General features: G+C 72.4%; 10 protein-coding genes. All 10 read left to right on the top strand.

From position 1 onward, the window contains the following. The first annotated feature begins 1 nt into the window (after position 1). Genes A6A29_RS16165 through A6A29_RS16120 form a run of 10 tightly spaced genes read left to right on the top strand, consistent with a single transcriptional unit; the run spans position 2 to position 14,123 of the window. Positions 2-346, top strand: coding sequence for a hypothetical protein (locus A6A29_RS16165; protein WP_073720779.1), 345 nt, complete (start codon positions 2-4; stop codon positions 344-346). After that, positions 343-2,040: a hypothetical protein gene (locus A6A29_RS16160; RefSeq protein ID WP_073720778.1), complete on the top strand. Its 1,698-nt coding sequence runs from the start codon at positions 343-345 to the stop codon at positions 2,038-2,040. The genes A6A29_RS16165 and A6A29_RS16160 overlap by 4 nt, the downstream gene beginning before the upstream one ends. Continuing rightward, positions 2,040-2,390 carry a hypothetical protein gene (locus A6A29_RS16155; RefSeq protein ID WP_073720777.1) on the top strand — a complete coding sequence of 117 codons (351 nt, stop codon included), beginning with the start codon at positions 2,040-2,042 and terminating at the stop codon, positions 2,388-2,390. Before A6A29_RS16160 ends, A6A29_RS16155 begins: the two co-directional genes overlap by 1 nt. Positions 2,391-2,395: 5 nt before the next feature. Next, positions 2,396-2,818: a hypothetical protein gene (locus A6A29_RS16150; protein WP_143196991.1), complete on the top strand. Its 423-nt coding sequence runs from the start codon at positions 2,396-2,398 to the stop codon at positions 2,816-2,818. A gap of 3 nt (positions 2,819-2,821) precedes the next feature. After that, positions 2,822-4,153: a baseplate J/gp47 family protein gene (locus A6A29_RS16145; RefSeq protein WP_073720775.1), complete on the top strand. Its 1,332-nt coding sequence runs from the start codon at positions 2,822-2,824 to the stop codon at positions 4,151-4,153. Next, positions 4,150-6,378, top strand: coding sequence for a hypothetical protein (locus A6A29_RS16140; RefSeq protein WP_073720774.1), 2,229 nt, complete (start codon positions 4,150-4,152; stop codon positions 6,376-6,378). Before A6A29_RS16145 ends, A6A29_RS16140 begins: the two co-directional genes overlap by 4 nt. Beyond that, the gene (locus A6A29_RS16135) at positions 6,375-6,986 is read left to right on the top strand and encodes a hypothetical protein (RefSeq protein ID WP_073720773.1); all 612 of its coding nucleotides are present in this window, start codon (positions 6,375-6,377) and stop codon (positions 6,984-6,986) included. The genes A6A29_RS16140 and A6A29_RS16135 overlap by 4 nt, the downstream gene beginning before the upstream one ends. Before the next feature lie 13 nt (positions 6,987-6,999). Continuing rightward, entirely contained in the window at positions 7,000-8,016 is a 1,017-nt protein-coding gene (locus A6A29_RS16130) for a hypothetical protein (protein ID WP_073720772.1), read from the top strand. A gap of 18 nt (positions 8,017-8,034) precedes the next feature. Then, positions 8,035-11,742: a hypothetical protein gene (locus A6A29_RS16125; RefSeq protein WP_073720771.1), complete on the top strand. Its 3,708-nt coding sequence runs from the start codon at positions 8,035-8,037 to the stop codon at positions 11,740-11,742. After that, a complete protein-coding gene (locus A6A29_RS16120; protein ID WP_073720770.1) occupies positions 11,739-14,123 on the top strand; it encodes a hypothetical protein in 2,385 nt (794 codons plus the stop codon). The genes A6A29_RS16125 and A6A29_RS16120 overlap by 4 nt, the downstream gene beginning before the upstream one ends. Positions 14,124-14,155 lie beyond the last annotated feature (32 nt).

The raw sequence follows: 14,155 nt of genomic DNA, 5'->3' as shown, positions 1-14,155 counted from the left end.
GATGCCACTGCTGCCCGTCGACGCCGACGAGGGCTTCCCGCAGAGCTTCCGGCTGCGCTCCGGGACGCACGTGTACCGGATCGGTCTGTACGTCAACGCCGACGAGCGGACCGTCGCGGAGGGCGGGGTGCTCGATCTGCTGGGCACCGGGCCGTTCCTGGTGGTGGTCGTGGACCGCGAGGACCCGGACGGGCTCGTGCCGCTGGCACGCCGGAAGGCGGTGCGTGAGCTGCCCTGCCCGGCAGGGCAGTTGCGGCTGGTGTTCCGGGAGGCGCTGGTGCACGTACGGAATCTGAACGGCGCGGGGAGTCACGGGTCCAGGGTCGTGGTGGAGGTGTCGGGATGAGCCTGGTGATCCGCTACAGCGTGACGGTGGACGAGGACGAGCCGCCGGAGGACTCGCCGTTCGGCGCGGTCGCCGGTGCGGTGGCGGGCGCCGTCGCCTCCCTGGTCGGTCTCACAGGGCTGCCGCTGAAGGTCTCCAACCACATCTTCGACGGCTCGCTCGTCCTCGACGCGGAGATCACCGTGACGATGAACGAGGGGGCGGTGGCGGGCACGTTCGACGTGCTGCTCGTCGATGTCCCCGGCGATACCGTCGAGATGCTCCGCTCGAAGATCGTCGACATCCCGCTGAAGGCGGTCGTGCGGCTCGGCTACTTCGACGAGCCGGGCAGCGTCGACGCCCCGGTGATGCAGGGCCGGATCCTCAGGATCACCTCCTGGGTGGGAGAGGACGGCCTGAACCGGGTGCGCCTCACCGGGCAGGACGCGGCCGGGTTCGCACTGCGCAAGCTGGGGGTGGCTGAGCACCGCGCGAACTCCTGCGACGCGCTGGAGTTCGCACAGCGGATCGCGAAAGCCGCCAAGCTCACGCTCGCCGGCGGTTCGAAGCTGCCGGCCGACCTCACCGACCACACCGTGCGTGGCCCGTCCGCGCTCGGCGTCCTGCGGGACCTCGCCGCGTCCGTGCCTGCCCCGGTGGTCATCCGGGACAAGGAGATCTGGATCGGTCCGGCGGTCGGCGCGGAGGACGACCTGGCCCCCGTACCGTTCGACCCGGAGCTCAATCTCGTCTCGTGCGGGGACTCCCAGGGCGAGGACACGGCGGCGATCGCGCCGGACGAGGAGCGGCCGCCGCCCCGCACCTCGCTCGACCTGGTCGTCCTGGGGCACCCCGGTCTGCGGGTCGGCCAGGTGGCGACCGTCAAGGGAATCGACGCGCCGCCCGGCCCACTGCGCGTCACCCGGGTCCTTCACCGCTTCGGCGGGCGCACTGGCTACGTGTGCGACGTCCAGGTCGTGGCCGTCCCCGCCGGTGAGACCGCCGAGGTCCTGGACGGCGGGGTACGCGGGGTGGTCGACCGCATGGAGGCGCGCGCTGACCGCGACCGGCAGGCCCGGCCGTCGGTCGACGTGGGCGAGATCACCACGTACCGGGGCAAAGGCCATCAGGTGTCATTGAAGTACGGGCAGTCCCCGCCGCCGTCCATGGGCGCGCCCAGCGTGCAGGGGGGAATCGGGGACGCGCAGCTGCTCGACAAGCCCGTCGCGTCGCCGTTCGCCTTCGGGCCGTGCGGTCTGATGACACCGGTCTACCCCGGGATGCGGGCGCTCCTCGCGCACAACCGGGACCTCGTCAACGACGCAGCCGTGGTGGGGTACTTGTGGCCGCGCACGCTGGGTGCGAAGGCGCCCGAGCCGCGCCCCGGCGACTACTGGCTCTCCCTGCCGACACGGCTCGGCCCCGACGGCAGCCCCGACGGCCCGGGCGTCAATGACCTGACCGACGCGGCCGGCGGCCGGGTCATCCAGGCGCGGGGTCTGCACATTCACGTCGGCACGGGGAAGCTCCCGACCGTCGGTACCCGGCCCACGCCGCCCAAGGACGACACCGTGACCATCGAGCACCACACCGGCACCACGATCAAGGTGGACACCACCGGGGCGGTCACCGTCAGCACCTCAGGAAGGAAGATCATGTTCACCAACGGGACCGTGAGTCTGTCCCTGGACGGCAACGCGGTGCAGGTGACCTGATGCCTGAGGTCCTCACCAGCTCCGCCGACATCCGGTGCGACCATGGAGCCCCGCTCGTGGTGGTGCCTACCCAGAACTCCCTGACCGTCGCCGGGAACCCGGTCCTGCTCGTGAGCGACCTGCTCGCCGCGACGGTCCCCGCCTGCACCAACCTCCCCACCGCGGCCACTCCGGGGCTGCTGCCGTGCGGCAAGGTCACGAGCCTCACGGACGGGGCCAGTACCTGCCTGCTCGTCAGAGGGACCCCGGTCGCCCTGGCCACGGCCCGCGGCCTCACCCTCGCTTCCCCTGCCAAGCCCGTGCTGTGGAGCGTCGTGTCGCCCGGCCAGAGCGTCCTGAAGGCGAGGTGACGACGGTGACGGAGTATCCCGGCGCGGCCGCCCCGGCGGCGGTGAACGACCCTCTGGGGCTCGGCCTGCTCCTGGACGACGGCGATCTCGTCGTACGGAACGGAAGCCTGGCGGAGGTGCGGGGACTCGCCAATCTCGTCCAGGCGCTGACGCTGTCCCTGCTCACGCCGTACGGCTCCGACCGCTTCGACGGCCGGTACGGGCTCAGCGTCGAGGGGGCGTTCGGCGCGCCCGGCGGGCTGCCCGCGGTGCGGGAGCTGCTGCGACTGGAGATCGTGCGCACCCTCGCCGCCGATCCACGGGTGAACGAGGTGACGGCGGTGACCTTCACCCACCCCCCGGACGACCGCCGCAAATGGACCGTGGAGGTCGTCGTGGAGACCGTCGACGGCCGGACCACCGCCGTGTCGGCGGACCTGGAGGTGTGAGTCATGACGTACGGCGTGACGGACGAGGGCTTCGTCCTCAAGGGAATCGACCAACTTCTCGCCGAGAGCCGGGCGCGGGCCAGGATCGCCTTCGGCGACGATGCCGACGTACGGGCCGCCAGCCCCCTCGGCAAGATCCTGGAGGTGGCCGCGGCCGAGGACTCCGAGCTGTGGAAGCGGATGGAGACCCTCTTCTACGCGCAGTTCCCGGCCACCGCGACGGGCACCGCGCTCGGTCTGCTCGGCGACGACGCGGGGCTGCCCCGCCGGGCCGGGCGGCGCACCGGCGACATCACCTTCACTCTGGGAAACGCGGCGCCGAACCGGGCGTACGTGGTGCCCGAGGGCACGCTGCTCCTGACCACGGCGCCGCCTTCCGGCTTCCCGCCCGCCCGGGTGTTCGCCACCGAGCAGCCGGTCGTCCTCACCCTCGGCGCCCCGAAGGCGACGGTCACCGTGCGGGCTCTGGAGGCAGGAGACGACGCGGTGGCGGCCGAGACGGTCACCCGGGTCCATCCCGAGCACGAGCGGGAGTACCTGGCGGACTGGGCCGGGGCGACGCTCGTCCTCTCCAACCCGGCGCCGTTCACCGGCCCGCTGCCACCCGAGGACGATGCCTCGTACCGGGACCGACTGATCGCCCTGCCGCACGCACTGTGGACCACGGACAGTGTCAGACAGGCGGCGCTCCGCATCGAGGACGTCGTGGACGCGCGCGTGACGGACGAGTTGGGCGGCCTCGACGTGTCGCAGGTCTTCTTCGACGGATTCGACTTCGGAGAGCGCGTGTTCAGCGCCGAACGCCGGATCGGCGAACCCTACTTCGCCGAGGTCGCGGTCGCTCACCGAGGGCCCCGCCCGTGGCTGACGACGAGCGGCGGCCCGGCGCCGGTGACAGGCGTCCATGACCTGGTGGCGGCGGCCGTCGAACGGGTCCGCCCCATCGGTGTGCACGTGAACGTGGTGGAAGCCGACCACATCGAGGTCGCGGTGCGGGCAGAGGTCGTCGTCGATCCCCGGTTCGATCCGGCCGCCGTGGAGACCGGCATCCTGGCCCGCCTCGCCCACGACATCGGCCGGCTGCGGCTCGGCGACGACGTCCTGTACGCCCGGGTGATGTGCGCGCTCGTGGACGAGCCGGGCGTCACCGATGTACGCAATCTCCATCTGCGGCGCTGCCCGCCCGCGTTCGGCCGGTTCGGCTTCGGCACCGTCCCGTACCAACTGGGCGCGGTGGAGGCGCCCGTCGGCGAAAGTCTGGTCATGGGGCCGACCGAGATGGCGCTGTTCACCCGCGACTCGTCGCTCAGCAGCATCGAGGTGGTGCCCCGATGAGCCCCGCCATCGCCACCGGGGCGGCGCCTCCGCCGCTCGCGGCCACCGACATGGCGCTGCGGCTCACCACCCCGTTCGCCCGGGGCGCCGACCACCTCGACCTGGTCGTGCGGGGCCGGACCATCGAGCTGTACGATTTCAAGGTCCACTCCGCGGTGTTCGGACACACTCCCGATCCGCTCTACGTCCTGCAGGCCCGCAAAGACGTGCTTCCCGGCACGACCGTCACCTTCACCCTCCGCGAGAATCCGGGGGGCACGGTCGAGGTGACCCTGCCGGACGGGCTGCTCGCGGGTACCACGGCCGCCCTGCCCCGGTCCACCGGCCTGCTCAGCGGCATCAAGTCGTCGGGGCCCCCGGGTCCCGAGGAGGAACGCTGGCGGCTGACCGCCCTCCTCGGCACGATGGGCAAACTCCTGTGGATCGTCGGCTGGGAACGGGACCATCTGCGCGCCCAGTTGGGGCGCACGGTCGCCGTCCGCTCGCCCCGTGCCGAGGAGGTACGAGGGCGTGTCCTCGACCTGCACGGGGCGGGCCTCGGCGTCGTCCGGTCCAGCGGCGAGAGCGACACGGCGTACCGGAGACGGGTGGAACTCGCCCGCCGCTGGACGCTGCCGACACCGGCCGGATTCGCCGCCGCGCTCAACGCGGCGGTCGGCCCCATCGGCAACACGGCCGAACCTCTCCTCGTCGACGACGCCAACGGCCCGCTGCGGCGCGGGCTGCTGCGGTTGCGGGTGGTACCGGCCACGCTGCTTCCCGGCCAGTGGATCGACCCACTGGGGCGGACCGGCACCGGTCCGGCCGTGCCGCTGTCGGAGGGGTACTTCGATCCGTACTACCTGACGGCCCTCGCCCCGGCCGTGGTGGACATCGCGCCACCGCCGCCGGGACCGTACCCGCCGGGGCAACCGCCGCCCGCGCCCGGCCGGGTCCAGCCGGCGGTGGAGGCGGCCCTCCGTCGGCTGGCCGGGCTGCTCACCGGCCGCGTCCGGGTGACCTCCGGTTTCGACCCGGGCGCGGCGGACGCGCGGGCGACCGGCCGGGCGGTGCTCCTCACCCATCCCACCACCGGCGCGGGCCGGCTCGCCGCGCTCGCCCACCGCGCCGGCTTCGACGTGGTCACCCACCGACCCGACGGCCAGGTGTACGCGGAGTGCGTGCCGGGCGAGCTGCTCGTGATGAACACTGGGCCGGGGGTGGTGACCGAGGGACAGCAGCTCACGCTGGGCGTGACGCCCGCTCCACCGTCCGGTGCGACGGTCCGCTGGCGCACGGTCCACTGCGGCCCCGGCCGGGGCACATTCACCGCTCCCGCGGAAGGGCCCACGGCGTCCCTCACCGGGCAGGCGGCGGGACGGGTCGTCGTCACGGCGGAACTGCGCGACGGACCGCACACGCTGACCGTGTCCCGGGAGATCACGGTCCTTCCGGGGCCGCTCGCCAACGGCACGGCCATCGGCGCCGACGGCACACGCGCCCCTGCGGATCCCGTCGTGGGCGTGCCGGTCGACCCGGTGTTCCTGGCCCGTCACGATGACCCGGCGCACGTCGACTACGGCACCGACCCGAACCATCACCGGATGCGGCGCGAGGCGGCGCGGCTCCTGGACGCGCTGGTCGGCCTGCTGAGGGACGGCGGGGTGACGGGCAAGCTCGTCGTCCAGGCCGCCTTCGAGCCGACCGGCACCCCGCTCGCACGGGCGGGCCAGGAGCTGCGGCTGACCCACCCGGGTCTCACGCCCGGCGCGTTGGCGGTAGGGGCGCACCGCGCGGGCTTCACCCATGTCAGTGTGAGTGGCGCTGTCGTGACTGTTCGTCAGGCGATCGGCGACCATCCTGTCGAGGTGGGCGCGGTGGGCCTGACCGACGGTGTCCTGGAGGTCGGGGCGGTGGCGAAGCTGACCGTCTCGCCCACCGAGTCGCAGGTCGGCGTGCTGGGCGTCCTCGTCTGGTCCACCGGCGACGGCGCCGCCTCCCTTCTGACCACCGCCCCCGCCGAGATGTCGGTACGGGGCGACCACCCGGGCCCCGCGTGGGTCCAGGCGTCCTACCGCCCGGCCACCGGCCCGGGCGCGTACCAGATGACCGTCCGGCCGCATCCCGACCTGGCCGGCCACGTCCTGACACCCGCGGAGCGGGACCTCATCACACACCTCCTCGCCGAACTGCGCCCGCTGGGCGTCGAGGTGGTCACCAAAGAGCTGACCGGAGGGTCTCCATGACCGACATCGTCTTCACCCCGACGTTCAAGCACACCACCTGGGTGGACAACCGCGACCGGGTCTCCGCGAGCGGCCCGAACGGCTTCAACATCCGTTTCGACACGCTGCAGAAGGACCTGGAGACGCTGTCGGGGGTGGTGAAGACCATTGACACCGCGATCAAGACCAGCGGGGCGCCGCCCGTGGCGGTCGAGCGAAAACTGTCGGTGGCGCCGGTGTTCGCGCCATTGGCGGGCGAAACGAACTGGGAGCTGGACACCACCGGCGTCGCGGGCCGTCCGGGTTCGTCGGAGACCGCACGGGGGATCATCGCCGTCACTCCGCCGGACGGAGCGAAGCTGCTGAAGTTCCGTGCCCTGGGCAAGAACACCACCGGCGGCTCGCTGACCATCGCTCTGGTCCGCTCGACCGTCCAGCCGGCCCCGGCCCAGGAGATCCTGTCCGTGGTCAACGGCACCGGCACGTACGACAGCCCCCAGGACATCGCACCGGGCAAGGAGCGCGTCGACATGGCCGCGTTCCGCTACGCCGTGAGGGCCACCCTCATCGGTGCCGGCGCGGGCAGCGCCACCATCACCTCTCTCCAGATCTCGTACATCCTCGACTGAAAGCAGGCTCCCCATGGGAGAAGGAAACCTCTACGTCAGCGTCGACTACGGCAGGGCCACCGGCCCGGCCGTCGACGACGGGACCCGGCCATGGACCCGGGAGGATCCCCCGTTCTGGGCCAACGCCAGCATCTGGCTCGAACCGGGCATCGACAAGGCGAAGGTCGGCCAGCCGTCCTTCATCCACGTCCGCGTCTCCAACAAGAGCCAGCAGGAGATGAAGAACGTTCAGGTCCAGACGTTCATCTTCACCCCGACCGTGGGCGTTCCGGTGACGTTCAACGACTGCATCAAGAACAACGGTGCGAAGCTGGGGATCCCGTCGGGCTCCGGTACCAACGCCGCGGACGACGGCAATGTCGTCAAGATCGGCCCGTGGACGCCCGTACCGGGCGACCTCAAGGGTGACGGGCACATGTGCCTCATCGCCAACGTCTTCCAGACCGAGGAAGGGTCCTTCCCCCTCCCTCCGGACCCGGGCAGCCACGAGATCGTCTCGCAGGACGAGAACCCTTTCAATCCCAACGGGGATTCGCACCAGTGCCAGCGCAACATCCAGCTCCTGCCTGCCACTCAGCAGGCCATCCAGCAGCCGGTGAAGGTGGTGTACACGACCCGGCCCTCATCGCCCACCGTGCACCCGCGTGCGTACCAGATCAAGATGGATCTCGTGGACATCGACGGCTTCACCGCGGACGAGTTGTTCATCCTCTCCCGTCAGCGCGAGATCGAGTTCAACGGTTCCGAATCCAAAGACGGTGAGCTGCGGCTCAAGACCTCGTGGGGCACCGAGCGCATCGCACGGGGCCCGCGCCCGCTCTCCTTCGATCTGAAGGCCGAAGGGATTCCCGGTTTCGGCCAGACCTTCGAGAGGGACGCGAAGATGCCGCAGGACATCCCCAGCGAACTGGAGGTCCAGATCGATCCCGAGGCCCCGGTCGGGAGTCTGCACACCTTCGACATCACCCTCCACGACGAGAAGGAACTGGTCGGCTCAGGCCTGCGCGTCATGGTCCTGGTCACCGAGTAGGTGAGAGCGGCGACAGGCATGGGTGAGATCCACATCCGCGTGCCGGTCCGGGTCTCGCTCGTGGGCGAACCCGGGCCGGAGGCCCTGGAGGCGCTGCGGCAGCGGCTCACCAGCGCCGTCGCCGCGCGGCTCGTCCGGGCCGAGCGGATGCTGCCCCGGTACGGGTCCGGGCACGGTCCGGGCAGGGGTGGGGAGACGTTCGACGGCGGGCGGGAGGCGGCGGACGGGTACGCCGTGCCGTCGTACGACGGCGAGGGACGGCCGACCAGGATCCCGGTGCGGGGCAAGGCCCCGGAGAAGCCGTGGACCGTGGTACGCACGGTCCGGACGCGGGTGGCGGTCGACCGCTACCTGGCCTTCGTCGCGGAGGTCCTCGGCCATCCGCTGCCGTTCGCGGTGCTGTACGAGGCGCAGACGGGCGTGGAGTTCCCGCTGGAGGTCTCACTCGTGCGGGTCGACGCCCCCACCCTGCCGGAGGAGCTGGGCGAGGAGCTGCTCCGCCGGACGGCGCAGGCGAAACGGCCGGCGACGCCGGGGGAGGGGCGCACCGAGCCGGCGTGGGTGCTGACCGCCTCGTCCGCCGCCCTGCGCGCGCTCCACGCGCTCGACCGGGGCGGCCCGGTCGCCGCACGTATCCCGGCTCTGCAGTCCGGGCATGTCCTGTTCGCGGTCATGCCGCTGCCGAGGATCGACATCACGGACGTCGCCGTCCTCGGGTCGGGGCTCGGCTTCACCGTGCCGGTGCGCGAAGCCGGTTTCTGCGTCGACCCGGTCCTGTTCGCCCAGGTGACGGGCGTGCCCTGGGAACAGTACGCGCAGGAGTTCGGCGCCGAGGAGGTCACGGTGTGGATCCGGTCCGCCGTGGTCCGCCCCTCGTCGGGTCCGGCGCGCGGCGCCGACGGCCGGGTGCGGGAGGATGTCGTGTTCCTGCTGCTCGACCGGCACACGGGCGGCGCGGCCCCGCACCGGGAGCCCGCCGCGCGGCTGTTCACGCAGGAGGGGCAGGACTTCCCGGGGCTGCCCGAGCCGGTGCGGCGGCGGGCGGAGTGGCCTGACGAACCGGGGACCCGGGTGCTGTACGCCCGCGCCCATCTGGACCTGACGCCCGAACGGATCGGCGCCGCGATCTTCCGGCCGGTGGCCCGGCAACTCGTCCGGCTGCTCCTCGCCCGGCTCAGGGCCGGTGAGGACGCGGGCCGCGCGACGGACGCGCTGCTCGACGAGGTGGGTGCGCCGCATGTCCGGGGCCGCCTCGGCAGCCTCTTCACGTACGTACTCGCCGAGCTGGAACGGGAAGGCGCCCTGGACGAGGTGTTCGACGCGGTGGACGGCACGGGCCGGTTCGCGCTGCGGGCCCGGCTGCTCCAGCACTGCGCGGTCACCCCGTACGCCCGCCACGCCCGGGTCCAGCGGCTGCGCACCGCCCTCGCCGCGGAGCGGGCCTCGACCGCGCTGCACGCGTACGTGCCGGGCGGCACGGGCCGGGGGGCGATTCTGCTGGACCACGAGGAGGCCCGGAGGGTGCCGGCCGGCGAGGTCCTGATGAAGGGCGACGAGATCTACTCCCGGCGGGTGTCCGGGCTGCGGCCGAAGCACGGCAAGGTGGAGGCGCTGCGCGAGCACCTGCTCCGTGAACGGCACCGGCTGGTCGAGGAGATCCTCACCGGGCAGGACACCGAGGTGTACGACGCCAAGCAGTTCTCCGCGCTGGCGCTCGCCCGCGCGACGAGGGCCGCTGGGCTCACGGAGGACGACTTCGAGAAGGTCGACGTCGAGTACACGATCCGGCTCCTCGAAGTGATCGCGGCAGAGCGGGACGGCCTTCCCTCGTACGACCTCCGGTTCGAGATCGTCTCGCGGACCGTCGGCAGCGGCGAGGAGTGGCACCGCACCGCGGGACCGCTGGTCGAGCCGTTCGGCGAGTTCGAGACGCGGCTCGTGCAGTGGGGCATGCTGCGGTCCGGCGAGGCGCTCGAAGTCGTGAACCTGATCGTGGTGGGCGTGGGCGCGCTCGTCGTGGGCTGGGCGACGGGGATCGTCGTCATCCTGCTCCGGTTCGCCGTCCAACTGGGCGGCGGGCTGCGCGCCATCGCGGGCAGCATCACGTTCTCGGAGCTCCTGTACGTCCTCAAGGTCGTCTTCGGGGACGAGCACCTGACCCCCGAGGGGGTGGCGATGGCGGCCCTGGAGGGCTACCTGGGGGCGGTGGGCTTCCGGTTCGGCACGGGGGCGGGAAACGCGGTGGGCACCCTCAGCACGCGGCTGCTGCGGAACAGGGTCGCCACCGGCGTCGCCCGGAAACTGACCATGGGCGTCGTGTCGGGCGCCTCGACGGCTGCGCTCGACGTGTTCGCGCACGACCTGGTCGACGTCACCCTGCGCGGCGGCACCGGCTCCGACATCAGGGCCTATGTGGGGGCGATGGGGTCGGGTGCGCTCATCGGGTTGTTCTTCTCGTTCGTCGGGGATCCGGTGCTGCGCCGTGCCCATGAGGCCGTCACCAAGCGGCTCGGCCCCACGGTGGCGAAGGCGGCATTCATCGCGCAGCTGTTCGCCGGGCAGGGGACGACGGCCGAACAGTGGGGGGCTGCCTCGGCCGTGGGGCAGCAGCGGATGGAGCAGACGCTCGCCGGAACGCTGCGGGAGGCAGAGGCCGGTACCTGGGCGAAGGCGGTGGGGGAGCGGTTGGACGAGGTGGGCGAAGAGCTGGCCCGGCTCCGCACGACCAGTGGCCCGGCGGCGCCGAAGGCCGTAACCGGGGCGGAGGCGGCGCCGCGCGGCGCCGTGCCGAAGGCCGGCGTACCGAAGGCCGATCCGCACGCCACCGAGACCCCGGTGCCGCCCGGGACCCCGCCGCCCGTACTGCCCCCAAAGGCCCCTTCCCCGGGACCGGTTCGGCCCGCAGGGCCGCCGCCGCGCTGGCGGACGCGCAAGGAACTGGAAGCGGCCGCCCGGGCCGGCGACCCGGAGGCCATGGCCGCGCTGCACTGGTACCGGACGGCCACGCACGCGGAGCTGCGCGCCCTGGAACCGGGCGATCCGCTGGCCACGGCGGAGCTGAACCGACGCTACGGCGGTCCGGGCCGCCGCTGGGGGCCGGACCTCAAGCCGTCCTCGGCAGCCGTGCAGGACCGGCTCAGGCAGGACCTGACCGAGGTACGGGCGGACGTCGAGGCGCGGCGCGCCCAACTGCCCCCGGACGATCCACGGCAAGTGCCGCGCAAGGATCCTCGCGGCTGGGAGAAGAAGCGCACATGGGGTGGCGGGGAGGAGGGGGAGCCGGTCCCGCCGACGGCCAAGGCGGCGGCCGGTTATCAGGGAACGATCGCCGTCGCCCGGTCGGACATTCCCGCCCTGGCGGAGCAGCGCTTCGACGGGGGCTCCTTCCTGGCGCTCGGCGAGTACGAGCCGACGCACCAGATCCGGCCCGGGTCGAAGGTCACGAACATCAAGGCTCACGGCCACGCCGAGCAGGCGGTGGGCCAGCAACTCAGCAACCGGATCAAGGGCTTCACCCCCGCCGAGCTGGCGGCGGCCCGCGGGCGCACGGTGTGGATCCGGGTCGACCAGGAGGTGTGCTCGTCGTGCGCCGCCGGGCTCACCGGGAGGGTGGAGCAAGGGGTGATCGGCACGCTCAGCAGGCTCCATCCGGACATCGTGTTCGAGATCACCGCCGACGACACCAGCAAGGTGTACCGGCTGGTCGGCGGAAGGTGGGCCGAATGACGCCGGAGCGGCACTACCACCTGCCCGAGCGGCAGCCCTGTCCCGAGGGGCTTTCCCCCGAGGCGGCGCGGCGCCTGGAGCAGGTGGTGCGCGAGGCGGTGGTGGCGGCGATCCGGCTCGCCACACCGAGCGGTGGCGACGCGCGGGGGACCGGTGGGCCGCCGCGCGAGCCGTACGCGCCGGGGCGGGCCGTGCCGGACGGCTACCGGGTACCCAGCTTCGACGGCGAGGGCCGGCCGGTGGTCCTGCCGGTGCGGGGCGGGCGGGCGGCGCGAACCGGAGGGACGACCGGGCGGCCGATCGGCGGTCTCGGGCCGGGGAGCCGGTCCGGCTCCGGGGCGCTGAACCCGGGCGGGCGTGCGGGGCGTCTGCGGCCCGACCCGTCGGCCGTGGGCAGCGCAGCCCCGATGGCCGCGCTCTCGGCCGTACGGGACCGGATGGGCCCCGCGTTCCGGGCCGCGCCCCTCGGCCGGATCACGGTCAACACCCTCTGGTTCGGACAGACTTCGGCGCATCTGATGCCCACGACCGGCGGTGGCACCCCGCCGGGACCGGCGACGGTGTCGGCCCGGCTGGGTCCTGGGACGTTCTATCTGCATCCCGTCTCCCGCGACCGGCTCGGCATCCTCGCGGCGGGGGCCCCGGGGGCCGCGTACGCCGTTCAGCGGGTCGCGGCGGACGGGGGCCGGCAGGACACCGCGCTGCTCGTTCTCACCCGGGACGTCGATCCGGTGCGGGCAGGCATCGTCGCGTACACGACGGACATCGGCGCGGCACCTCCCCCCGCGCCCGCCACCGCCTCCGCCGGGCGGAAGGCCGGGGACCCCAAGCAGGCGGTGGCCCTGATCGTGGCGGCGCTCCCGCATCTGGGACCGACGTCTCCGGCGAGCGTCGCGACGGGGCTCCTCACGGCGTACCTGCGCGATCTCGACCACGACGGGCTCATGGCCGCCCTGGAGGAGCTGCGCGGGCTCGGCCATCTCGGCACGGTGCTCGCCTGGGCCCGGGCACACGAGTTCCGCCGTTTCCTGAGCGAGCGCGGTGTGCCGCGGGCGTATGTGCTGAAGCACTCCGAGCTGGACGCCGCCGATGTCGCCGCGCTGGTCGGCGGGATCGTGTGGGGCGCCGGTGAGAGCTACTACCAGATCGTCGAGATCATCGGCATCCTCGCGGGCTCCGCCGCCTCGGAGCGGCTCGCGCAGGAGCGGCACCAGCTCTGGCAGGGCATCGTGCTCCTCGTCGAGAATCCGCTCGTCACCGGCGTGACGGGGGTGAACCTGCTCGTCGCCACGGCCATGGAGAGGTTCGAGCAGCGGGAGTTCTTCGACCTCGGCCGGATCATCGGGCAGATCGTGGTCTTCGTGTGGACGACGTGGACGGCCCTGAAGTCCGTGCCCGCGATCGCCCGGCGGGTGGCGCAACTGAGCGTCACCGTGGCCCGGATCGGGGTGGCCGCCCTGAAGGAATTCGGGCTGAGCTTCATGGACGTCCTGCGGTTCCTCCTGTCCGAGAAGCACGTGCTCAACCTCAGCGCCCCGGGCGGGATCACCCTCATGATGGTCGGTGAGGACGTCGGGATCTCCAGCCCCAAGGTCAAGGGCACGTCCTCGCTGGCCAGGAACGAGATCGTCAAGGCTCTGGGGACGGACAAGGCGCCGCTGACGGGCGCCGAACTCGACGAGCTGTTCCAGCTGTTGACCGATGCGGAGAAGAAGGCGGCGACGGACCCGGCCGAAGCCGGCGCCGCGGCGGCGGCCGATGCCGCCTCGGTGACCCCGCAGAACCTGGAACCCCTCGTGGTCCAGGCCCTCACCGAGGTCGAGGGCATGGCGGGCAGCGCGGAATTCTCCGCGACGGGGCGGGGCTCGCGCATGCACAAGGCGCTCAGCGACCTGGTCAAGAAGCACTTCCCATCCGCCGTCTTCGAGGCCTTCAGCGAGCAGCCGCTGCGGGAGTTCGCGAAACTCCCCCCGTCCCTCCTCGACACGCCCGTCGAGACCTTCGTCGCCAACACCCCGGAGGTGGCCGACTACGCGAGCAACCTGAAGTCCCTGTTCCGATCGGAGAAATCGGGAGCCGTCCGTCTGCTGGGCGACCTCAGACCGGACCTCGTCACGCGCTCGCCGAGCGGCCTCGTCATCTGGGACCTCGTACCCGTCCAGCGGCAGGCCCACGTCGCCAAGACCTTCCTCTACCGGGCGGTTCTCCGCCAGGGCGGCGAGTCCGTCCAGGCCGCCGAGATCTACTACAGCCACTTCGGCAGGACCGCCGAGGAGATCCCGAAGCTGCGCGCCTACGAATCCGCCGTCCGCAACGCGGCGAAGCAGCGCGCCATCGCCAAGGCCATCAAGGAGAGCCATGGCGCAGGCGGATCGCAGTGAGGCGTGCCGGGGCATGAGATTCCTTTGTCCCG

It is taken from the genome of Streptomyces sp. TSRI0281 (genome assembly GCF_001905125.1).
Lineage (GTDB): Bacteria > Actinomycetota > Actinomycetes > Streptomycetales > Streptomycetaceae > Streptomyces.
The sequence above is the reverse complement of the archived record's forward strand: the minus strand, read 5'-3'. Positions and strand labels throughout refer to the sequence as shown.

Bases quoted from the DNA above. Each gene is read 5' to 3' on its own strand.
- A6A29_RS16165 (WP_073720779.1), top strand. From the start codon at position 2: ATGCCACTGCTGCCCGTCGACGCCGACGAGGGCTTCCCGCAGAGCTTC.
- A6A29_RS16160 (WP_073720778.1), top strand. From the start codon at position 343: ATGAGCCTGGTGATCCGCTACAGCGTGACGGTGGACGAGGACGAGCCG.
- A6A29_RS16155 (WP_073720777.1), top strand. From the start codon at position 2,040: ATGCCTGAGGTCCTCACCAGCTCCGCCGACATCCGGTGCGACCATGGA.
- A6A29_RS16145 (WP_073720775.1), top strand. From the start codon at position 2,822: ATGACGTACGGCGTGACGGACGAGGGCTTCGTCCTCAAGGGAATCGAC.
- A6A29_RS16140 (WP_073720774.1), top strand. From the start codon at position 4,150: ATGAGCCCCGCCATCGCCACCGGGGCGGCGCCTCCGCCGCTCGCGGCC.
- A6A29_RS16135 (WP_073720773.1), top strand. From the start codon at position 6,375: ATGACCGACATCGTCTTCACCCCGACGTTCAAGCACACCACCTGGGTG.
- A6A29_RS16130 (WP_073720772.1), top strand. From the start codon at position 7,000: ATGGGAGAAGGAAACCTCTACGTCAGCGTCGACTACGGCAGGGCCACC.
- A6A29_RS16125 (WP_073720771.1), top strand. From the start codon at position 8,035: ATGGGTGAGATCCACATCCGCGTGCCGGTCCGGGTCTCGCTCGTGGGC.
- A6A29_RS16120 (WP_073720770.1), top strand. From the start codon at position 11,739: ATGACGCCGGAGCGGCACTACCACCTGCCCGAGCGGCAGCCCTGTCCC.